The organism is Burkholderia cepacia GG4 (assembly GCF_000292915.1).
Lineage (GTDB): Bacteria > Pseudomonadota > Gammaproteobacteria > Burkholderiales > Burkholderiaceae > Burkholderia > Burkholderia cepacia_D.
Window position 1 is genome coordinate 1193007 of sequence record NC_018514.1, and the last position, 19680, is coordinate 1212686.

Annotated in this window: 21 protein-coding genes; 8 read left to right on the top strand and 13 right to left on the bottom strand. The window is 68.7% G+C overall.

The window, feature by feature from the left end; all coding sequences use genetic code 11:
• Window positions 1–47: 47 nt before the first annotated feature.
• Entirely contained in the window at window positions 48–518 is a 471-nt protein-coding gene (locus tag GEM_RS21095) for a universal stress protein (protein WP_014899420.1), read from the bottom strand.
• A 318-nt stretch (window positions 519–836) separates the two neighbouring features.
• On the opposite strand from GEM_RS21095, the gene GEM_RS21100 reads away from it, so the two are divergent.
• Together GEM_RS21100 and GEM_RS21105 are read left to right on the top strand one after the other, a co-directional pair.
• Complete coding sequence (locus tag GEM_RS21100; RefSeq protein WP_041490777.1) at window positions 837–2948, top strand: PAS domain-containing sensor histidine kinase; 2112 nt, start codon at window positions 837–839, stop codon at window positions 2946–2948.
• Window positions 2945–3592, top strand: a complete 648-nt coding sequence (locus GEM_RS21105; protein WP_006755659.1) for a response regulator transcription factor — start codon at window positions 2945–2947, stop codon at window positions 3590–3592. Before GEM_RS21100 ends, GEM_RS21105 begins: the two co-directional genes overlap by 4 nt.
• A 63-nt stretch (window positions 3593–3655) precedes the next feature.
• Here the strand turns inward: GEM_RS21105 and GEM_RS21110 are convergent, their stop codons facing one another.
• Window positions 3656–4060: a lysozyme inhibitor LprI family protein gene (locus GEM_RS21110; protein ID WP_014899422.1), complete on the bottom strand. Its 405-nt coding sequence runs from the start codon at window positions 4058–4060 to the stop codon at window positions 3656–3658.
• Window positions 4061–4386: 326 nt separating this feature from the next.
• Here GEM_RS21110 and GEM_RS21115 point away from each other — a divergent pair, with 326 nt between their 5' ends.
• The 3 genes from GEM_RS21115 to GEM_RS21125 are packed head-to-tail and all read left to right on the top strand — an operon-like array spanning window position 4387 to window position 6703.
• Window positions 4387–4989, top strand: coding sequence for a DUF1326 domain-containing protein (locus tag GEM_RS21115; protein WP_014899423.1), 603 nt, complete (start codon window positions 4387–4389; stop codon window positions 4987–4989).
• 23 nt (window positions 4990–5012) lie between these two features.
• On the top strand, window positions 5013–5801 hold the full coding sequence (locus GEM_RS21120; RefSeq protein ID WP_014899424.1) for a DUF2182 domain-containing protein: 789 nt from the start codon (window positions 5013–5015) through the stop codon (window positions 5799–5801).
• 8 nt (window positions 5802–5809) lie between these two features.
• On the top strand, window positions 5810–6703 hold the full coding sequence (locus GEM_RS21125; RefSeq protein ID WP_014899425.1) for a DMT family transporter: 894 nt from the start codon (window positions 5810–5812) through the stop codon (window positions 6701–6703).
• Window positions 6704–6832: 129 nt separating this feature from the next.
• On the opposite strand, the gene GEM_RS21130 is transcribed toward GEM_RS21125, so the two are convergent.
• The 6 genes from GEM_RS21130 to GEM_RS21155 form a co-directional block, all read right to left on the bottom strand.
• Window positions 6833–7162: a DUF4148 domain-containing protein gene (locus tag GEM_RS21130; RefSeq protein WP_014899426.1), complete on the bottom strand. Its 330-nt coding sequence runs from the start codon at window positions 7160–7162 to the stop codon at window positions 6833–6835.
• 226 nt (window positions 7163–7388) lie between these two features.
• The gene (locus GEM_RS21135) at window positions 7389–8264 is read right to left on the bottom strand and encodes a PilZ domain-containing protein (protein ID WP_014899427.1); all 876 of its coding nucleotides are present in this window, start codon (window positions 8262–8264) and stop codon (window positions 7389–7391) included.
• A gap of 78 nt (window positions 8265–8342) precedes the next feature.
• Complete coding sequence (locus tag GEM_RS21140) at window positions 8343–10880, bottom strand: penicillin-binding protein 1A (protein WP_080599458.1); 2538 nt, start codon at window positions 10878–10880, stop codon at window positions 8343–8345.
• Window positions 10881–11079: 199 nt separating this feature from the next.
• Window positions 11080–12087 (bottom strand): trans-3-hydroxy-L-proline dehydratase, encoded by a 1008-nt coding sequence (gene lhpH, locus GEM_RS21145; RefSeq protein WP_014899429.1) that lies wholly within the window; start codon window positions 12085–12087, stop codon window positions 11080–11082.
• A gap of 56 nt (window positions 12088–12143) precedes the next feature.
• Window positions 12144–13265 (bottom strand): branched-chain amino acid ABC transporter substrate-binding protein, encoded by a 1122-nt coding sequence (locus GEM_RS21150; RefSeq protein WP_014899430.1) that lies wholly within the window; start codon window positions 13263–13265, stop codon window positions 12144–12146.
• 125 nt (window positions 13266–13390) lie between these two features.
• Complete coding sequence (locus GEM_RS21155) at window positions 13391–14128, bottom strand: FadR/GntR family transcriptional regulator (RefSeq protein WP_014899431.1); 738 nt, start codon at window positions 14126–14128, stop codon at window positions 13391–13393.
• A 264-nt stretch (window positions 14129–14392) separates the two neighbouring features.
• Between GEM_RS21155 and lhpI the strand changes: the two genes are divergently transcribed.
• The 3 genes from lhpI to GEM_RS21170 all read left to right on the top strand — a co-directional run bounded on the left by lhpI (window position 14393) and on the right by GEM_RS21170 (window position 16720).
• Window positions 14393–15328: a bifunctional Delta(1)-pyrroline-2-carboxylate/Delta(1)-piperideine-2-carboxylate reductase gene (gene lhpI, locus GEM_RS21160; RefSeq protein WP_014899432.1), complete on the top strand. Its 936-nt coding sequence runs from the start codon at window positions 14393–14395 to the stop codon at window positions 15326–15328.
• Window positions 15329–15515: 187 nt separating this feature from the next.
• A complete protein-coding gene (locus GEM_RS21165) occupies window positions 15516–15923 on the top strand; it encodes a response regulator transcription factor (RefSeq protein ID WP_014899433.1) in 408 nt (135 codons plus the stop codon).
• Between the two features lie 17 nt (window positions 15924–15940).
• The gene (locus GEM_RS21170) at window positions 15941–16720 is read left to right on the top strand and encodes a helix-turn-helix domain-containing protein (protein WP_014899434.1); all 780 of its coding nucleotides are present in this window, start codon (window positions 15941–15943) and stop codon (window positions 16718–16720) included.
• Window positions 16721–16738: 18 nt separating this feature from the next.
• Here the strand turns inward: GEM_RS21170 and GEM_RS21175 are convergent, their stop codons facing one another.
• The 5 genes from GEM_RS21175 to GEM_RS21195 all read right to left on the bottom strand — a co-directional run bounded on the left by GEM_RS21175 (window position 16739) and on the right by GEM_RS21195 (window position 19641).
• The gene (locus tag GEM_RS21175; RefSeq protein WP_014899435.1) at window positions 16739–17092 is read right to left on the bottom strand and encodes a hypothetical protein; all 354 of its coding nucleotides are present in this window, start codon (window positions 17090–17092) and stop codon (window positions 16739–16741) included.
• Between the two features lie 151 nt (window positions 17093–17243).
• Window positions 17244–17483 (bottom strand): hypothetical protein, encoded by a 240-nt coding sequence (locus GEM_RS21180; RefSeq protein WP_014899436.1) that lies wholly within the window; start codon window positions 17481–17483, stop codon window positions 17244–17246.
• Between the two features lie 17 nt (window positions 17484–17500).
• Window positions 17501–17791: a DUF1488 domain-containing protein gene (locus tag GEM_RS21185; RefSeq protein ID WP_014899437.1), complete on the bottom strand. Its 291-nt coding sequence runs from the start codon at window positions 17789–17791 to the stop codon at window positions 17501–17503.
• Between the two features lie 117 nt (window positions 17792–17908).
• Complete coding sequence (locus tag GEM_RS21190; RefSeq protein ID WP_014899438.1) at window positions 17909–18307, bottom strand: DUF488 domain-containing protein; 399 nt, start codon at window positions 18305–18307, stop codon at window positions 17909–17911.
• Window positions 18308–18438: 131 nt separating this feature from the next.
• Window positions 18439–19641, bottom strand: a complete 1203-nt coding sequence (locus GEM_RS21195; protein WP_014899439.1) for an amino acid aminotransferase — start codon at window positions 19639–19641, stop codon at window positions 18439–18441.
• Between the last annotated feature and the right edge of the window lie 39 nt (window positions 19642–19680).

Sequence of the window (19680 nt, forward strand, 5' to 3'; positions counted from 1 at the left end):
ACTTCCCTGCCCGCCGCGGCGCCGGCATCAGCGCCGCACGTGGCCCGTCACGCGGTCGCCGCTGCGGCAGGCTCGTCGTGCCGCACCAGCAGCACCGGCCGGTCGGCCGCGCGCAGCAGCGATTCCGCGACACTGCCGAGCAGCAGCCGGCGCAGCCCGTGGCGCCCGCTCGTGCCCATCACGATCAGGTCGGCACCGGCTTCGGCCGCCGTGCGCATCAGCACCGCGGCGACGTCTTCGCCGTACGCATCGAGCGCGCGCACTGTGCCCGGCACATGCTGCTGCGCAAGCACGGCTTTCGCGTCGTCGAGCACCGGCGTTACCGCGTCGGTTGCCGCCGCGTCGCCATCCCGTTCGGCCGCAAAGCCCGCATCGACGTCGACGAGTTGCGGCCGGTGCTCGACGACATATGCGCATGTCACCTCGCCGCCGGATGCCGCCGCGATCCGGATCGCCTCGTTCAGCGCCAGACGCGCACTTGGGCTACCGTCGAGCCCGACGAAAATCCGCTTGTACATGGTCCGCCCTCCGACCGGGCACGCGTCGCGCGTCGCGCAACGGCGGCCCGTCATCGCAAGCCGGCCCGATGCCGGCTCGCCTCCCGAACAGTCTGCCCCACGTGCCGACGCGTCGCTTGATGCGCGTCAAGCGCGGCCGGCACGCCCGCTCCGTCGCCCGGCCGCTGCATTTTCAGCTGACCCTATTACAAAAAGCGCGTAAAACGCGCACAATTTCATCTTTAAAATAGACATCGCACGCGGCCGGTGCGAGTTTTTCCCGGTTTTGCCGCGCTGCCCGAGTGCCACGGGCGGCCCCGACACCAGAATGGCCATCGAATGACCGCCAGTGGAACCCCGTCGCGTGACGCCCGAGGGCCCACGCGCATCCAGACCATGTTACGCCAGCCGCTCGCGGCCGGCGTCGTTACGCTATTCGCCGGCGCGGCGCTGTCGCTCGGCGTCGCACTGCTCGTGCGCGAGCAGTGGCAAGGCGCCGTCCATACGCGCTTCGAACGACGCACGACGCACGTGACGGCGATGCTGCGCCACGAACTGCAAGCCGGCGTCGCCGTGCTCGAGAGCGCGCGCGGCGCCTTCATGCTCGCGCCCCGGATGACGCCCGAACAATGGCGCCGGTATGCCGAGACGCTCGATCTCGACAGCGGCCGTTTGCCGGTCAGGCAGATCGGTTATGCCCCCTTGCCGCCTGCCACGCGCGGCGCACTCGCCGGCGCGGCGCCGCTGCCGGCCGGCCCGCTCGCGGTCGCGACGCTCAGCGCGCCGTCGTCGAGCCCGGCCGGCGTGCACTTCGGCGCGTCGGATGCCGCGCCGCTGGCGCACGCGCTGCGCAACGGCGACGTCGCCCTCGGCATCCATCCGGCCGACGACGATACGTCCCGCGATACGCGCATCCTCACGCTGTTCCTGCCCGCGACTGCGTCAGCGCGCGCGGGCATCGCCCCAACCGGCGCCCGTGAAGCCGGCGCCGACGGAATGCTGTTCGCGGAAGTCAGTCCGAATCGCCTGGTCGAGCGCGCGCTCGACGCGGAACGCGGGCTCGACCTGCGGCTGACTGCCGGCGACGATCCGCACCCGATCGCGAGCGCCGAGACGACGACCGACGAAGCGTCGGCATCGCCCGACCTGATGCGGCGCACCGACCAGCTGAATTTCGGCGGCACCGTGCTGATGCTCGCCTATTCCGCCGACGGCCGGCCGAGCGCGACCGGCGCGCAGCGCGCGGCGGGCACGGTGCTCGCCGCGGGGCTGATCGCGTCGTTCGCGTTCGCGGTGCTCGTCCATGCCCTGCTGCGCGGCCGCGCCGGTGGCGCCGATGCCGGCGCCAGCAGCCGCGGCATCCTCAACGAGGCGCGGATGATGGGCATCATCCGTTCGTCGATGGAGGCAATCATCACGATCGACGAGAAGCAGACGGTCGTGATCTTCAACCCGATGGCCGAGCAGGTGTTCGGCGTATCCGCAATGGAGGCGATCGGCGCGCCGCTGTCACGCTTCATCCCCGAGCGGTTCCGCGCCGCGCACGCGAAGCACGTCGACCAGTTCGGCGTGACCGGCGTTTCCGAGCGGCAGATGGGGCGGCAGCGCGTGCTGTTCGGGCTGCGCGGCAATGGCGAGGAATTCCCGATCGAGGCATCGATTTCGCAGATCCGCGATGCGTCGGGCAAGCTCTATACGGTCATGCTGCGCGACATCACCGAGCGGCAGCGCGCCGAGAATGCGCTGAAGCAGTCGCGCGAGGAACTGCGCGAACTGTCGGCGAACCTGCAGAACGTGCGCGAGGAAGAGAAAACCCGTATCGCGCGCGAACTGCACGACGATCTCGGCCAGCAACTCACCGCGCTGAAGATGGACCTGTCGGTCGTCGAGCAGCAACTGCGTGCGCCGGGCCACGCGCAACCCGGCGACGACACGCTGTCGCACCTGCAGGGCATGCGCCGGCTGATCGACACGACCGTCGCGTCGGTACGGCGCATCGCGGCCGACCTGCGCCCCGTGATGCTCGACGATCTCGGCCTCGTGCCGGCGATCGAGTGGCTCGCGAACGATTTCACGAACCGCTACGGAATCGATGTCGAACGCCACATCGAAACAGGTGGCCTCACGTTCACCAGCGCCGGCGCGACCACGCTGTTCCGCATCGTCCAGGAAGCGCTGACGAACGTCGCGCGGCATGCGGATGCGACGCGCGTCGCGCTGCGGCTCGACGTCGAGGAAGGCTTCTGCGTGTTGCGCGTCGCGGACAACGGCCGCGGCGCGGCGCCGGGCGGTCAGGCCCACGAGGACAAATCGTTCGGCCTGATCGGCATTCGCGAACGCGCACACATGCTGGGCGGCACCGTGACGATCGACACCGCGCTCGCGCGCGGCTTCTCGATCACCGTCGCGTTTCCGCTCAGTACCGTTCAACAGGAAACCACCCTCACATGATCAAGGTGCTCATCGCCGACGACCATACGCTCGTGCGCGACGGTCTGCGGCACATTCTCCAGAATGCCACCGGTTTCGAAGTGGCCGGCGAAGCGTGCGACGGCCCGTCGACGATCGCGCTGGTTCGTTCGACACCCGCGCAGGTGCTGGTACTCGACCTGTCGATGCCGGGCCGCAACGGCGTCGAGCTGATCAAGCAGATCAAGGACGAGAAGCCCGCGCTGCGCGTGCTCGTGCTGACGATGCACGCGGAACAGCAATACGCGGTGCGCGCGTTCCGCGCGGGCGCGTCGGGCTATCTGACGAAGGAAAGCGCGAGCGCCGAGCTGGTCGGCGCGGTCACCAAGGTCGCGTCGGGCGGCGTCTACGTGAGCCTCGCGATGGCCGAGCAGTTCGCGCAGAGCCTGAACGAGCCGGCCGAGACGCTGCCGCACCAGCGGCTGTCCGATCGCGAATTCGACGTATTCCGGCGCATCGCCGCCGGGCAGACGCTGACCGAGATCGCGCAGGCGCTGTGCGTGAGCGCGAAGACGGTCAGCACCTACAAGACGCGGATCCTGGAAAAGATGCAGATGCCGCACGAAGCCGCGCTGGTCCGTTACGCGATGCGACACAAGCTGCTCGACGAAACGGACGACGTCTAGCCGCCGAAACCGGCGGCCTGCGCCGGCCACGCGACCCGCGGCCGGTTGAACGAGGTACGGCGGTTACTTGGCGGGCACCGGGCACGCGAGATCGCCTTCCTCGCAGGACAGGTAACCCTTCAGCGTCTCGTTGCGGGTCTTGGTCAGATCGTCGAGGCAGGTCGACACGACCATCGGATACACGCTGCCGCCCTCGGCGTTCGCGCTGGAGAAATTGCATTCGGCATCGCGGTAGGCGATCCACGCGCGCTGCGCATTCACGAGCTTCTCGGCGAGCGGCCTGGCATCGCGCAGGCGTGCAGTAACGGCCTGGTAGGTGCGGTTCAGCTCCGCGTCGGATTTCTTGTACGCGCGGTCGGCACACACCGTCATCGCCGCCTGATCCTTCGCGTCCGCACAATTCGCCTGCGCGTGGGCAACGTTCGCCGCCAGCGCCAGCGAGCACAGCAGACCGGTCAAGACACGCATGGATGCTCCTGGTTTGTTGTTCGTTGAAGTCGTGGAACCCGGTGCCGGTTGCCCTGCCGCGCCTCGGCGCGCGGCAACACCGTCCGCGATGCTAGCGCACGCGCGGATGGTTGTCAGCCGGCGCCTTGCATATCGGCCCCTCACGCCTACACTGGGAAATTGGTACGCCGTTTCAGGCTCGCGCTATTGCACGCATCCCGTCTTCGCTTCCGCAGCAATCCTCAGCGCATTTCGCGTTCGCGACGCCGAGCGGGCATGACGTGTCGTCAGCCGGTTTCCTCCGCCCAGCACAACGCGCAAGCGCCATCGCTCATCTGGAGGAAATCATGAGCTACCACCTGGAAGGCCGTCTGCTCGAGGTCTGCAACTGTCGCGTACTGTGCCCGTGCTGGATCGGCGAGGATCCGGATTTCGGCGTGTGCGACACCATCGTCGCATGGCATGTCGACAAGGGCACCGTCGACGGCGTCGACGTCGGCGGCAACACGATCGCCGCGGTGTGTCGCGTGCCGGGCAACATCCTGCAAGGCAACTGGACGGCCGCGATCTACGTCAGCGACACGGCGTCCGATGCGCAGGAGCAGGCGCTGCTCAAGGTCTATACGGGCCAGGCCGGCGGTCCGATCGCCGAGCTCGCGAAACTGATCGGCAAGGTGGTGTCGATCGAGCGTGCGCCGATCAGGTTCGATGTCGTCGGCGCCCGCGGCACGCTGTCGATCGGCACCGACTACCACGCGGAACTCGAGCCGTATCTCGGTCCGAGCGGCGCGCAGACCACGCTGACCGACACCGTGTTCTCGACGGTGCCCGGCGCGCCCGTGTTCGTCGGCAAGGCACCCGTCTACCGGTCGAAGAACGCGGCGATCGGCATCGACGTCGATCTGAAGGATCACAACGCGCTGCAGAGCACGTTCCTGTTCGACGCCTGAATCGCGATCGCGCCTGAACGATCATGGCCGCGCGGTTGCACCGGCGCCTGTTTCCGCTCGTGCTCGCGAGTCTCGTCGGGTTCGCATGGGTCACGCTGTGGGCGTGGACGCGCAGCCCGTACGGACGCTATCTCGCGCACGGCGACGACACGTCGTCCCTGCCGTTCAGCACGCTGTGCCGCGCGCTGCCGGGCGGTGCGTGGTGGCTGCCGGCCGTGTTCGACGCGGCGGCCTGGACGCTGATGATCCTCGCGATGATGCTGCCGACGACGCTGTCGCTGTTCGACACGTTCGCGCGCGTCGTATCGGGCCGCCCCGACCGGGCATGGCTGCTCGCACTCGTCGGCCTCGGTTACGTGGCCGCCTGGAGCGGCTTCGGGCTCGTCGCACACGGCCTGCACACGCTGCTGCTGACGGGCGTCGCGCACGTGCCGGCGCTGGCGTGGCGCGGCTGGCTGATCGGCGCGGCCGTATTCGCGCTCGCCGGCGCGTTTCAGTTCAGCGGGTTGAAGGCGCGCTGTCTCGACCGTTGCCGCACGCCTCTCGGTTTCGTGATCGGCCGCTGGCGCGGCCGCACGCCGTTGCGGAACGCGTTCGCGCTGGGCGCCAGTCATGGACTCTTCTGCGTCGGGTGCTGCTGGGCGCTGATGCTGCTGATGTTCGTCGTCGGTGCCGGCAGTCTCGGCTGGATGCTGTCGCTCGCCGCGCTGATGGCCGTCGAAAAGAACGCCGTGTGGGGGCGGCAACTCACCGCGCCGCTCGGCGTCGCGCTGTTCGGCGCGGCCGTGCTGATCGTCGCCGGCCACGCGTGAGGCCCGCGATGCGCCCGCCCGCCTCCGCATTCGAGTCGCACGTGCGGCCGGGCGTGCGCGTCGTCGCGCTGACGTCGGTCGCGATGCTTGCGTTTGCATCGAATTCGCTGCTGTGCCGGCTCGCCCTGCAGGCCGGACGGATCGATGCGGCCAGCTTCGGCAGCCTGCGCCTCGTGTCGGGCGCGCTGATGCTCGCGATCGTCGCGCGCGCGGGTGCGCGGCGGCCCGCCCAGCCCGCAGACTGGCCCGCGGCGGCGATGCTGTTCGCGTATGTCGCGTGCTTCTCGTTTGCGTACCTGACCGTCAGCGCCGCAACCGGCGCGCTGATCCTGTTCGGCGCGGTGCAGCTGACGATGTTCGCGGCAGGATGGCGCGCCGGCGAACGGTTCGCCCCCGCGGGCTGGGCCGGATTCGGCGCCGCGCTGGGCGGATTGCTGTATCTCGTATCGCCGGGGCTGGCCGCACCGTCGCCGAGCGGCGCTGCACTGATGACGGCCGCCGGCGTCGCGTGGGGAATCTATTCGATACGGGGCCGTCGACCGGCCGATCCGGTCGCCGCGACCGCTGGCAATTTCCTGCGGGCCGCGCCAATGGCACTCGCGTTGAGCGCCGCGCTCGTCGCCCGCATCCACCTGACACCGGCCGGCGCCGCGCTCGCCGTGCTTTCCGGCGCACTGACGTCGGGCATCGGTTACGTGATCTGGTATGCCGCGCTGCGACACCTGACGGCGATGCGCGCCGCGGCGGTCCAGTTGTCCGTGCCGCCGATCGCCGCGTGCGGCGCCGTGCTGTTCTTGTCGGAACAGCCGACATGGCGGCTCGCGCTCGCGTCGGCCGCGATCCTCGGCGGTGTCGGTGCCGTGCTCGCGAGCCGTGCCCGCCACGCGGGCGCCGGATCGTGATGCCGATCGGCCGCACCGCGCGCGCCGCTTCTCGTTCGAGGCCGCACCAATGAAAAACCCGCGCACGTATGTCGTGCGCGGGTTTCGGGGAAGCGACTACCGGGACACCCGTCGCGGGTGCGTGCCGGCTTAGTGACCGAAGTACAGCGACGAACGGTCGGCAGCGGCCGGCACGACCACGCGCTGCCCCGCCTGCGACGTCGCGACCGGGTTCGCGCCGTAGCCCGTTGCGTCAGCTTGCGCGCCGGTGTTCTGCGCGGCAGCGATCTTCGCCTGGGCGGCCTGGATGTTTTCCGGGTAGTTCATCCAGTCGTTCGGGTTGTAACCGGCCTTTTCGAGCTGGGCCAGCTCGGCGCGCACTTGCGCGCGCGTCAGCGGCTGCTGGTTCGATTGAGCGAACGACACGACCGGTGCGGCCACCAGAGCGGCCAGTGCAACTGCCTTGATCAGCGATTTCATGATGCGTTACCTCCAGATTGTTTTGTCAGGCGCTTCGGACTCGGTAGTCGTTGCGCATGAGTAGAAGTCTAGGAGGCACCGCCATCAGGGTAAATACTTAAATCACGAATTCACTGTTGACCCAAACCGGACAATCGGACGGGAATAAGCCTATTCGTCCGATGATTATCGGCGTTCATGCGCGAAATGCCGCACGGCCCGGCCCCCGGCGCGCTGCGGCCGCGTGTCAGCGCAGGTGATCGGAATCCGCCGACGCCATCAGCCGGTCGAACAGCAGCGCCTTGAGGCGCACCAGGTCGTCGGCACTGGTTGCGCCGAACGCCGCGTGATGAAGCGTCAGCGCCGACGCCGCCGGATCGGCATGGGTGGCCCGCACCGTGGCATCGAGCACCAACCGCTCGACGCGTTCGCCCAGCGCATACGGCAGCAGCACGCGTAGCGGCTCGCCGGTCGCCGCGATCGGCCGGTCGGCGGCAAGCGACAGCCCGCTCAGGCTGATGTCGTGCACCATCCCGATGACTTCCACCCCGTCCGCGCCGGCGGTGCAGCAGGCGGCGATCCGCACCGGCACGCGCGGCTCCGCACGCGTGCGCAGCCGGTCGACGAAGCCGGGCGGCGACAGGATCATGAACGGCGCGGCGCCCGGCGCCTGCACCGACTCGATCGTCGCGCCGAAACGGAACACCGCGGCACGGCCGATCGCGACCGCTTCGATGTCGTCCCCGCGCGCGAAATCGAGCACGGCCGCCGGCTGCGGCTCGACGAACAGCGCACCCGACGCAGCGCTGCCGATCAGCCGGCAGCGTTGCAGCGCGCGCGTCGCGCCGACCCGCCGGCGGATGCCGATCGCGGCGCCCGCCGACAAGTCCATGCGCGTGGCGGGCGCCGGCGCGCCGTGCACGTGCGGATCGGTTGCAGCGTCATCGCGCCGGCGTACCGGCCGGAAATGGTCGAACAGGAAAGCATGCTGCGCGGCATCGCGCAGTGTCGTGCCGGCTGGCAGCAGCGCGGCGCCGTCGGCATCGTAGAGATCGAAGCCGAGCGGGACGCCGGCGGCGAGATCGTCGCGCGCGAGCGCGACATAGTCGGTGGGATGCCGCATCGGAAAAGCGCGGAGCGATCGCGCGAGCTGTCGTGACAACTTGATTACGGCAGCTTCGCGCGAATTCTGAACCGCTGCTTACTCCGAACCGCTGCTCGAGTCGGGTGAGACCGGGGCCGGGGCCGGGGCCGGGGCCGGCGTGGCCGAAGGCGCGACAGCCGGCGCGGCGCCAAGGCCCGCACTGCCGCCGCCCGTTGCCGGCGGCTGCGCGGGCTGCGGTTGCGACGCCCCCGCCGACAGCGCCGCGGCCGACGCAGCAACCTCGGACGCCGGGACCCACTCCTCGACGATGCCGCCGGATGCCGCAGCGGGCGCCGATGCCGCGGAAGCGGCCGACGCCGCCTCCGCGTCGGCCTCGGGCTGACGCTCGATACGCTGCGTCCTGACGGACACCGGCGCCTTCTTCGGCTCGGGCCTGAACCATCCGTCGAACAGGTCCGTCACGCGTTCGCGCACCGACGCGAACCAGCCCGGCGACGGCTCGGTATCGAATTTCATCTTCGCGTCGACGATCCGTGCGCGCTGCGCGCGCTGGAAAAAGTCGCCGACGATCGGCAGCGCGCTGTGCGCACCCTGCCCCCAGTAGTCGCTGCGCAGCGTCACGCGGCCGTCGTCGAAGCCGACCCACGCGCCGGCGACGAGGCCGGGCTGCATCAGGATGAACCAGCCGTCGGCGTTGTCCTGCGTCGTACCGGTCTTGCCGGCCACGTCGCCGCGAATCCCGAAGCGCGTGCGAATGCTGCCGCCGGTGCCGCGCGTCACGACGTCGCGCATCACGTCGAGCAGCGTCTTGTCGGTTTCGGCGTCGAGCGCGCGCTCGGGCGGCGCCGACGCGTATTCGGCGAGCACGGCGCCCTGGCGATTCTCGATGCGCGTCACCATCTGCGGCTCGACGTAAAGCCCGCCGTTCGCGATCGTCGCGTACGACGCGACCATCTCCTTCAGCGTCACCGGGCTCGTGCCGAGCGCGAGCGACGGCACGCGCTCGAGCGGGCTTTCGCGCACGCCCATGTCGCGCGCGAGCCGCGCCACGGCCGCCGGCCCGACTTTCTCCATCACCTGCGCGGTGATCCGGTTGCGCGACAGCGCGACCGCGTCGCGCAGCGTCATCGGCTTGCCCGACGGCGGCACGTCGTCGTTCGGCCGCCACACCTCGCCGCCCTTCATCGGGATCTCGACCGCCTGGTCGACGAACGTGTCGTCCGGCTTCATCCCGTTCGCGAACGCGACGCCATAGACGAACGGCTTGAAGGTCGAACCCGGCTGACGCCGTGCCTGCGCGACGTGATCGAACGGCTCGTTGGTGAAGTCGCGGCTGCCGACCCACGCGCGGATCTGCCCGTCGCGCGGATCGATCGCGATGAAACCGGCCTGCACGTCGGTCTTCGTCTTGCACAGCGCGCGCAGGAAGCCGCGATCAGCGGCGAGCTGCTTCATCGCGGCCGCATCGTTCTTGCCGGCATCCTGCGCGGCCTTGTACTCGGGCGACTCGCGCATGAAGGTGCGGAACACCTCGTTGTCGGTGCCGCAGCCGTCGCGGCCGCTCCATGCGTTGTTCGCGATCCCCTGCAACTGGTTCGCCTGCAGCGTCAGCGCCTGGGTCGCCATCTGCTGCAGCCGCGAATCGATCGTGGTACGCACGATCAGCCCGTCGGAGTAGATGTTGTAGTCGTTGCGGTCGGCCCAGCCGATCAGCCACTTGCGCAGCTGCTGCGCGAAGTGCGGGGCGGGCCCGGGCGGCTCCTTCTGGCGCTCGAAGTCGATGCGCAGCGGCCGGCGCTGCAGTTGCGCGAATTGCGCGGGCGACAGCTTGCCGTACTTCACCATCTGGCCGAGCACCGTGTTGCGGCGCTGCAGCGCGCGCTCGGGGTTCAGCACCGGGTTGTAGTAGCTGTTGCCCTTCAGCATCCCGACGAGCGTCGCGCTGTCGAGCACGTCGAGCTCGTCGGCGGACTTGTCGAAGTAGGTGCGCGCGGCCATCTCGACACCGTACGCGTTGTACAGGAACGGCACCGTGTTCAGGTAAGTCTCGAGGATCTGGTCCTTGCTGTAGATGGCCTCGATCTTCAGCGCGGTGATCGCCTCCTTCACCTTGCGCGTGAGCGTCGGCGCGCGGCCGATCTCGTCCGGATACAGGTTGCGCGCGAGCTGCTGCGTGATCGTCGAGCCGCCCTGGCGGTCGCCCGAGAACGTGTGAAGCGCGGCCGACGCCGTGCGCTTCCAGTCGAGGCCATGATGCTCGTAGAAGCGATGGTCCTCGGTCGCGATCAGCGCGTCGACCATGTGCGGCGAAATCTGCTTGAGCGGCACCCACTCGCGGTTCGACGGCTTGAATTCCGCCAGCAGCTTGCCGTCGGCGGACAGCACCTGCGCGGGCTGGTCGACGCGCGCCTTGCGGATGTCGCCGATGCCTGGCGTGAACGGAATCAGCACGACCACGTACAGCGCGAACAGCGCCGGCACGGCGGCGGCCGCGAGCAGCACGCTGCGGCGCGTCGGATGGCGGAGATGGTGCCAGGCGCTGGCCAGGACACGCTTGACGGGCACGGCGGCAGCGGCCGCGACGGGTTGGGCGCGCGCGACCCATTTGGCACAGAGGTCACGCACTGACGACACGTTTCGGCGATTCACGCGGGTGGGGGATCTGCTGGAAAGGCTGCATCGTACCAAAACTCGCGCGGCACACCGACTGCTGGCTGTCCGGTGCACGCACGAACGACGTCCGGCCGCGCTCGCCTACGCGCAAAAAAAGCGCGCGCCCCGCAACGGGAGCGCGCGCCAAGCCTGGTACAACGGGGGAGCCGTGCGCCGACGGTCAGCGCACGAGAAAGCCGTAGGTCAGCGGATCGCGCTCGTCGACGATCCAGTTCGCGAATCCGCAGATGTGCGCGCTGCCCTCCACTTCCGGGATCACGGCCGGGATGTCGCCGACCGTCGTTTCGCGCAGCACGCGCCCCTTGAACACCGTGCCGACGATCGATTCGTTGACGAGCGTGTCGCCGGCCGCGAGCAGCCCGCGCTGGTAGAGCTGCGCGACGCGGCCGCCGGTGCCGGAGCCGGTCGGCGAGCGATCGACCTCGCGATCCGCGAACACGCAGCAGTTCGCCTGCGTCGAGCCCGGATGGCGCGGCGCGTTCGCGATGATCGTGCCGTAGATATGGTTGATTTCCGGAATCTCCGGATGCACGACCGGATACTTCACGTTCGCGGCGGCCTTCACTTCCGCGCCGAAGCGGATCAGCTTTTCCACCGCCGATTCGCGCACCGGCAGGTCGAACGGCGCGCCGTCGACGTAGAAGTAGAACGCGCCGCCGTACGCGATGTCGCCGGTCACGGTGCCGAACGACGGCGTGTCGACCGACACGTCGCGCTGCCAGATGAACGACGGCACGTTGACGAAGCGCACCGGCCCCGCGTGCTCGCCGTCCCATTTCACGAATGCTTCGATGAAGCCGCACGGCGCGTCGATGCCGACCCGCGTTTCCGGCACCGTGCGCTGCACCCAGCCGAGTTCGACCGCCGCGGTCGACAGCGCGATCACGCCATGCCCGCAATGGTCGCTGTAGCCTTCGTTGTGCACGAAGATCACGCCGAAATCGGCGTTCGGTGACACCGGTTCGGTCAGGTAGCCGCCGTACATGTCGGCGTGGCCGCGCGGTTCGAACATCAGCGCGCGGCGGATCTCGTCGGCATTCTCCTTGAGCCACGCGCGGCGCTGGACGATCGTGTCGCCCGGCAGGCGCGGGAGCCCGCTCGTGACGATGCGGAACGCTTCGCCGCCGGTATGGACTTCGACGGTGGAAAGGGATCGGGAAATTTTCATGGGAACTCTGAAGCGTGAAGACGAGGGACGGCGGTGCGGCCGCCGTCCGGTGACGGTTACTTCGCGTACGGCTCGGGCAGGCCGTTGCGGATCACGTAGACGGTCGTCGGCGCGCCCTTCAGGTCGCCGCGCTCGTCGAACGAGTAGGTGCCGGCGACGCCCGCATAGTTCGACTTCGCCAGCTGCGCGATCAGCTTCGCCTTGTCGGTGGTCGTGCCGGCCTTGACCATCGCGTCGGCGAGCAGTTTCATGCCGTCGTAGTAGTTGACGCCGTAGACCTGCGGATCCGTGTGATAGCTGTCGTGATACTTCTTCAGGAATTCCCGGCCGGCCGGCGTCTTCTCGAGCGCGACGCCGCCCTGCGCGCAGTAGACGATCGAAGCCGCTTCGCCCGCGACCTTGCCCATGTCGGCCGAGCAGATGCCGTCGCCGCCGAGCAGCTTCGCGCGCAACCCGCGCTGCTTCATCTGCTTCGCCATCGGCGCGCCCTGCGCCGCATAGCCGCCAAGGAAGATCACGTCGGGATTGCTGGCCTTGATCTTGGTAAGAATGCCGAGGAAATCGGTGGCCGACGAGCTCGTGTATTCCTGGTCGACGATCTTGATCCCGTTCGCCTTCGCGACGTTCATGAACTGCTCGGCGACGCCCTGCCCGTATGCGGTGCGATCGTCGATGACCGCGGCGGTTTTCGCGTTCAGTGTCTTGGCGGCGAAGGTCGCCATCGTGCCGCCGAGCTGTTCGTCGCTCGCGCCGATCCGGAAGATATTCTTGAAGCCCTGCCGCGTGAGCGCCGGATTCGACGCGACCGGCAGCATCGGCACGCCGGCGGTGGAATACACGCGCGAGGCGGGAATCGCGACGCCCGAGTTGTACGGCCCGAGCACCGCGACGATACCCTTGTCGACCAGGTTCTGTGCGACCTGCACGCCCGCCTTCGGATCGGCCTGGTCGTCATCGGACACCAGCTTGAACGTGACGGTCTTGCCGGCGACCTTCACACCCGCCTTGTTGAGCTCGTCAACAGCGAGCCGCGCACCGTTTTCGTTGTCCTTGCCGTTGGCGGCCTGCGGGCCGGTCAGCGGCGCCGAATGGCCGATCATCACGACTTCCTGCGCGTGCGCGGAAGTCAGCGCGCCGGCGGCAACGGCCACCGAGAGCGCGGTAACGAAGTGTCGCATGGTGTCTCCTGATTGGTTTAGTGTGAAACCAATGTAGGACACACGTGGTCGCTATGCAAGCGATTTCAAAATAATCCTAGGAATTTTGGTCAATTTCAAGACCAGAATGATCTGATGGCTGTGCCTTACTTCGGCGCGATGTCGCGCCGCACGCGGAGAATGTGCTGCTCCACATAGAACGCGGCCGCATCGGCGTCGCCGGACACGATCGCCTCGTAGATCAGACGGTGCTCCGACACGTAGAGCCGGATCCGGCCCGCGTCGTAGATCCCGTCGTCCTTCAGCCGCTTCCACAGCGGCTGGTCCATCGTCCTCGCGACTTCGTCCGCGATCTTCACGATCAGCGCATCGCCGGTCATCAGCGCGAGTTGCCGGTGGAACAACCGGTCGCTCTCGTTCCAAAGCGCGCGCTGATGCGGATCGTCGACATCGGTGACCGTTTCCATCTGCGCGAGATAGCCTTCGGCGACGGGGTCGGCGCGGCCGTGCGCGGCCGCGAGGCGCGCGATCGCGGGCTCGAGAATGAGCCGCACGTCGAGCGTCGACGTCGGGCTGAAGTCGGCGTCGGACGCACTCTGGGTGTCGCCGCGCTGCGCGAGCACGTCGAGCGGCGCCGGCACGACGTAGGTGCCCGAATTGCGCTTCGTGAACACGAGGCCTTCGTTCTGCAACGCGCCGAGCGCCTCGCGCACGGCCGGTCGGCCGACCTGGAACAGCGCCGCGAGTTCGCGTTCCGACGGCAGCCGCGAATCGGCCGCATAGCGCCCCGCGCGGATCTCGTCGCGGATCTTCTCGGCGACCTGCTCGTAGATCTGCAGCGGCCGGAAACCGGCTTCGAGTGATTCGGGACGCGCGGTCATCATCTGGGGCTCCTGCCCGGTCAAGGACGTGGAAGTGGAATGGGTTCGCACTATACCGGAGCGGCCCGGCACCGACCGGCACGGCGACCCATCTGGACGGATATTAGAACCAAAAACGGCCGTCTGCTGACTTTTCCCGGTTGCAGAGGCGGCATAAATTGGTATAAATTCGATCCAGACGGGCTGTCCATGCTGTACCTTGCAGCCTCCGTGGCGAGCGCGGCATGCGCTCGCCGTCCACGCCCAGCGACGCAACCGACGAACACGATGACCGCCCTTTCCCGGATTCCCGCTTTCGATGCGACCGAAACGGCCGCGCTGCTCGACTACCCGGCGCTGCTCGCCACGCTCAGGCGCACCGTCGCCGAATACGCGGCGGGCGAGATCGTCAGCCCTGAACGGCTGGTCGTGCCGCTGCAGGCGGGCGGCGTGATGCTGTCGATGCCGTCGAGCGCGCGCGACCTGGCGAGCCACAAGCTCGTGAACGTGTGCCCCGGCAACGGCGCACTCGGTCTGCCGACGATCCTCGGCCAGGTGAGCGCGTACGACGCAACGACGGGCGAGATGCGCTTCGTGCTCGACGGCCCGACGGTCACGGGCCGCCGCACGGCGGCCATCACCGCGCTCGGCATCCAGGCACTGCACGGCGCCGCGCCGCGCGACATCCTGCTGATCGGCACCGGCAAGCAGGCGGCCAATCACGCGGAAGCGCTCGCGGCGATCTTTCCGGACGCGCGCCTGCATGTGCGCGGCACGAGCGCCGACGGTGCGGCCGCGTTCTGCGCCGCGCACCGTGCGCAGGCGCCGCGGCTCGCGCCGCTCGACGGCGACGCGATTCCCGATGCGATCGATGTCGTCGTCACGCTGACCACGAGCCGCACGCCCGTCTATCGCGAAGCGGCGCGCGAAGGCCGCCTGGTGGTCGGGGTCGGCGCGTTCACCGCGGACGCCGCCGAGATCGACGCCGACACCGTGCGCCATAGCCGGCTCGTCGTCGACGATCTGGCTGGCGCGCGCCACGAGGCCGGCGACCTGATCGTCGCTCAGGTCGACTGGCAGCGCGTCGCGTCGCTCGCCGACGTGCTGCGCGGCGCATTCGAGCGCAGCGGGCCGCTGCTGTTCAAGAGCGTCGGCTGCGCCGCGTGGGATCTGGCCGCGTGCCGCACGGCGCGCGACGCGCTGGACGCGCGCCGGGCTGGCTGATTCGGCGGCGGCGACGGCCGGCGCGGGCATCCGCCGGCTGCGCGCCGCGCGTCCGGCACCCCCGCCCGGGGCGCCTCCACTTCCCCGTACGCGTTGTAGGAAACACCCTACAACGCGGCGAAGCGGCCTACACGAACTTCCAATTCGGCCGATTTCATTTTTGGCGGCACAACACGATACTGCCGGCATGAATGCCAGCCTGTCCTCCGCCGCCGCGCTCAGGGTGTTTCTCGTCGATCACGCCATTGCCGTCCGGCAACGGATCGCGCTGCTCGTCGGCGCGATCCGCGGCGTCGTGGTCGTCGGCGAGGCGGAAGACGGCCAGGACGCATTGGCGCACATCCGCAGCAGCCACGCGGATGTCGTGATCGTCGACCTGCGGCTCGCGGACGGCAGCGGTCTCGACCTGATCGGGATGCTGTCGAAGGCCGCGCCGCGCATCGTCACGATCGTGCTGACGAACCATTCGGCGCCGGCATTCAGAGAGGCATGCGCGACGGCCGGAGCCGACTATTTCTTCGACAAGACCGCCGAATTCGACGCCGCGTGCCGCGTCATCGAATCCCTGGTGCACGCTCGCGCGCAGCACCCCTGACCGAGCCGGAGTGACTCATGTCTACTGCCACCGCCTGCGCCGCCGACCCGGCCGTCGCGCCTAGGCCCACGATGCCGCTTCGTGCGGTCGCGCGCACCGACGCCGCGAAGCAACCTGCCGCGCGCTGCTCGGTCTGCTCGATGCGCTCGATGTGCCTGCCGCCGCACCTGACGCCGGCCGAGTACGGCCGGCTCGACGCGATCATCTGCTCGACCCGCCAGGTTCGGCAGGGCGACGCGCTGTTCCGCACCGATGATCCGTTCCACAGCATCTACGCGGTGCGCGCGGGCTCGTTCAAGACGGTGATGATGCATCGCGACGGCCGCGAGCACGTGACGGGGTTCCAGATCGCCGGCGAAACGCTCGGGATGGACGGTATCGGCGGCGGCCAGCACTGCTGCGACGCGATCGCGCTCGAGGACAGCGTCGTCTGCATCATCCCGTTCGGCGCGCTCGAGGCGGCGTGCCGCGAAATGAAGTCGATGCAGCATTTTCTCTACCAGATGCTGAGCAGCGAGATCGTCCGGGAATCGAGCCAGATGCTGTTGCTCGGCACCATGTCGGCCGAGCAGCGTGTCGCGCATTTCCTGCTGAACCTGTCGTCGCGCTTCGAGGCGCGCGGCTATTCGGCATCGGAATTCAACCTGCGGATGACGCGCGAGGAAATCGGCTGCTATCTCGGGATGAAGCTCGAGACCGTCAGCCGGATGTTCTCGCGGTTCCATCGGGAATCGCTGGTCGAAACGCGCGGCAAGCGCGTACGGATCATCGACGCACCGGCGCTCGCGCGGGTCTGACGCGCGGCACGGCATGCGTCAGCGCGCGGCATCGCCCGCCGCGACCGCACGCATCGCGAGCACGGCAGGCTTGCCCGCCTGCGACACGGACAGCGCCTGTTCCGCCAGCGCGAACGCGCGGTGCAGCATCTCGTTCACGTCGTCGCCGGTGAAGCACGGCAGCGCTGCCGGCGCGTGCCCGTGCATGACCAGCTCCAGCCGCACGTCGTAGGTCCGGCCGCCGTCGACGGTCGTGCGCGACTCGATCGCCAGATGGCAATCGTCGAGCCGTGCGCGGAATCGTTCGAGCCGCACCAGCTGCGCGCCCGCTTCCGCTTCGAGTGCGGCGGACCCCGCGAATCCGACGCAGACGATCTGCATGCCCACGCCCATGTCGTTCCTCCTGACGGGGTTGCCCGCTCGTCGACCGCGCTGCCTGTCCCCTGATTCCCTGATCCGCCCGTACCGCCATCCGGCGGCACGCGTGTCGCGCGCCGCGACCGCTGCGGGCATTGCATTCGCGCATCCGCCGGCGCGAGGCCGTTCACACGCTGAATATCTGCGACGCCTTCATTTCGATCCACGTCATCCCGGCCCGCAGCCCTTCGATCGCCGCCTCGTGCTCGGTCGGGTACGCATGACTGTGCTCGAACGTGTGGTGGAAGCGCGCCGGCCCGGTGCCGTGCTCGACCGACACGCGGCAGCGGAACTCGCCCGATTCGCATGCCCGCGTCTCGACCTCGACCGACCAGTCGCGCTCATGAATAGTGCCCTGCAGTGTCATGCGCCCCTCCTGGGGTGTCAGTCGTCGAGCCGGAAATGCCCGCTGTGCAACAACACCGGCCGGCCGCCGATTTCGTCGAGCATCCGTCGTGCCATCGCCTCGATCGCCGACCGGTGCGCTTCGAACGCGCCCAGCAGGTCACGTTCGAGCAGCGACGGCGCGCCGAAATGGTCTTCCAGCGCTTCGGCCGTGATCGCGCACTGCACGCAGCGGCCGTCGACCAGCGCCGAAAACGCAACGACGAGATCGCGTGCGCAATATTCGGGCGGTTCCGGTGGAAAGGCAATCTGCATCTGTCCGCCTGTCATCGTGGAGACGCTCCCATGACATGAGCATAGTGGCATGCACCGCCGCGCGCTTGACCCACGTCAAGCGGTTCGCTGCATTGCACGATGCGACGCCGCGATCGCACCGCGGGCGGGTGTTCAGCCCGCGTCCGCGGCGATCGCCGCGCCGCGCTCCGCCAGCAACTCGCGCAGCACGCTGCGATGGCAGCGGTGCTCGTCCTCGCAATAGCAGCCGATCGAAAACGCGGTCGTCGCCGACAGCGCCGCCAGCAGGTCCAGCACTTTCGACGCGTCGCCGTGCGCCATCTCCGCGCGGAAGTGGCGCGTGAACGCACGCCATTGCGCGTCGGTCTCGACGGCCAGCGCCTGCGCGACGAGCTCGGGGCTCGGCGACAGCGTCGGCAGCCACACATCATAGTAGTTGCGCGATGCGAACTCCGCTTTCGGTACCCCGCGCGGCGGCCGCCGCACCGTGCCGATCCTCAGGCCCTCGCCGGCAGCACGCGGCGTGCCGAGCCGTACGATTCGAATAGCCATGCCACTCCTTCGTCGTGGGTTCGATCCCCCATCGTACCGCTGCGCCGACGCCGCGCAAGAAAAAACCGGCTGCCCCCCACCAGGGAGACAGCCGGTTCCGGCGATGCGATCGGGCGCCCGGGGCGGGCCGCTCAGACGCCGCTCTTCAGCACCTTGCCGATCGCATCCGCGACGATGCCGACGTTCGAATCATTCAGGCCCGCGACGCACATCCGGCCCGAACGCAGGACGTACACGCCGTGCACTTCACGCAGCGCTTCGACCTGCGATTCGGTCAGGCCCGTGTACGTGAACATCCCGCGCTGCTTCACGTAGCGCGTCAGTGCTTCGCCGCTGACGTGGTCGCGCAGGCCGTCATGGATCGACTGGCGCATCCGCGCGATGCGGCGGCACATCGCGGCGAGCTCTTCTTCCCACTGCTTGCGCAGCTCGGGCGTGTTGAGCACGGTTGCCACGACCTTCGCGCCGTAGGTTTGCGGGTTGCTGTAGTTCGAACGCACCGCGCCGGCCAGCTGGCCGAGCACGCGGTCGGCCGCGGCCGCATCCTCGCAGACGACGCTCAGGCCGCCGACGCGCTCGCCGTACAGCGAGAAGTTCTTCGAGAACGAGTTCGCGACGAGCGCCGGCACGCCGCGGCGGGCCAGTTCGCGCACCGCGAACGCGTCCGCGTCGAGGCCGGCGCCGAAGCCCTGGTACGCCATGTCGACGAACGGCAGCAGCCCGCGCGCCTCGATCACGTCGATCAGCTTCTCCCACTGGCCTTGGTCGAGATCGACGCCCGTCGGGTTATGGCAGCACGCGTGCAGCAGCACGATGCTGCGTGCCGGCAGCGCGTCGATCGCCGCGAGCATCGCGTCGAACTTCAGGCCGCCCGTCGCTTCGTCGTAGTACGGGTAGGTGTTCACCGTGAAGCCGGCACGCTCGAAGATGAAGCGGTGGTTTTCCCAGCTCGGATCGCTGAGCCACACCTGCGCGTCCGGGAAGTAGCGCTTCAGGAAATCGGCGCCCACCTTCAGCGCGCCCGAGCCGCCGAGCGTCTGCACGGTCGCGATGCGGCCGGCCGCACGCGCCGGGTGATCGGCGCCGAACACGAGCGCCTGCACGGCGTCGCGATACGCGGCGAGACCGACCATCGGCAGGTAGGGCTTCGGGCCGAGGTCCCGCTGCAGCGCGGTTTCGGCTTCGCGCACGGCACCCATCACGGGAATCCGGCCTTCGGCGTCGAAATAGATGCCGATGCTCAGGTTGACCTTCTGATCGCGCGGGTCTTTCTGGAAGTTCTCGTTGAGCGTCAGGATCGGGTCGCCCGGGTACGCGTCAATGTGTTCGAACATGGCTATGTCGGTCTCGTTTGGAAGAATGATCGGTTCTGG

Coding starts and splice junctions, on each gene's coding strand:
- GEM_RS21095 (WP_014899420.1), bottom strand. CDS start 518: ATGTACAAGCGGATTTTCGTCGGGCTCGACGGTAGCCCAAGTGCGCGT.
- GEM_RS21100 (WP_041490777.1), top strand. CDS start 837: ATGACCGCCAGTGGAACCCCGTCGCGTGACGCCCGAGGGCCCACGCGC.
- GEM_RS21105 (WP_006755659.1), top strand. CDS start 2,945: ATGATCAAGGTGCTCATCGCCGACGACCATACGCTCGTGCGCGACGGT.
- GEM_RS21110 (WP_014899422.1), bottom strand. CDS start 4,060: ATGCGTGTCTTGACCGGTCTGCTGTGCTCGCTGGCGCTGGCGGCGAAC.
- GEM_RS21115 (WP_014899423.1), top strand. CDS start 4,387: ATGAGCTACCACCTGGAAGGCCGTCTGCTCGAGGTCTGCAACTGTCGC.
- GEM_RS21120 (WP_014899424.1), top strand. CDS start 5,013: ATGGCCGCGCGGTTGCACCGGCGCCTGTTTCCGCTCGTGCTCGCGAGT.
- GEM_RS21125 (WP_014899425.1), top strand. CDS start 5,810: ATGCGCCCGCCCGCCTCCGCATTCGAGTCGCACGTGCGGCCGGGCGTG.
- GEM_RS21130 (WP_014899426.1), bottom strand. CDS start 7,162: ATGAAATCGCTGATCAAGGCAGTTGCACTGGCCGCTCTGGTGGCCGCA.
- GEM_RS21135 (WP_014899427.1), bottom strand. CDS start 8,264: ATGCGGCATCCCACCGACTATGTCGCGCTCGCGCGCGACGATCTCGCC.
- lhpH (WP_014899429.1), bottom strand. CDS start 12,087: ATGAAAATTTCCCGATCCCTTTCCACCGTCGAAGTCCATACCGGCGGC.
- GEM_RS21150 (WP_014899430.1), bottom strand. CDS start 13,265: ATGCGACACTTCGTTACCGCGCTCTCGGTGGCCGTTGCCGCCGGCGCG.
- GEM_RS21155 (WP_014899431.1), bottom strand. CDS start 14,128: ATGATGACCGCGCGTCCCGAATCACTCGAAGCCGGTTTCCGGCCGCTG.
- lhpI (WP_014899432.1), top strand. CDS start 14,393: ATGACCGCCCTTTCCCGGATTCCCGCTTTCGATGCGACCGAAACGGCC.
- GEM_RS21165 (WP_014899433.1), top strand. CDS start 15,516: ATGAATGCCAGCCTGTCCTCCGCCGCCGCGCTCAGGGTGTTTCTCGTC.
- GEM_RS21170 (WP_014899434.1), top strand. CDS start 15,941: ATGTCTACTGCCACCGCCTGCGCCGCCGACCCGGCCGTCGCGCCTAGG.
- GEM_RS21175 (WP_014899435.1), bottom strand. CDS start 17,092: ATGGGCGTGGGCATGCAGATCGTCTGCGTCGGATTCGCGGGGTCCGCC.
- GEM_RS21180 (WP_014899436.1), bottom strand. CDS start 17,483: ATGACACTGCAGGGCACTATTCATGAGCGCGACTGGTCGGTCGAGGTC.
- GEM_RS21185 (WP_014899437.1), bottom strand. CDS start 17,791: ATGACAGGCGGACAGATGCAGATTGCCTTTCCACCGGAACCGCCCGAA.
- GEM_RS21190 (WP_014899438.1), bottom strand. CDS start 18,307: ATGGCTATTCGAATCGTACGGCTCGGCACGCCGCGTGCTGCCGGCGAG.
- GEM_RS21195 (WP_014899439.1), bottom strand. CDS start 19,641: ATGTTCGAACACATTGACGCGTACCCGGGCGACCCGATCCTGACGCTC.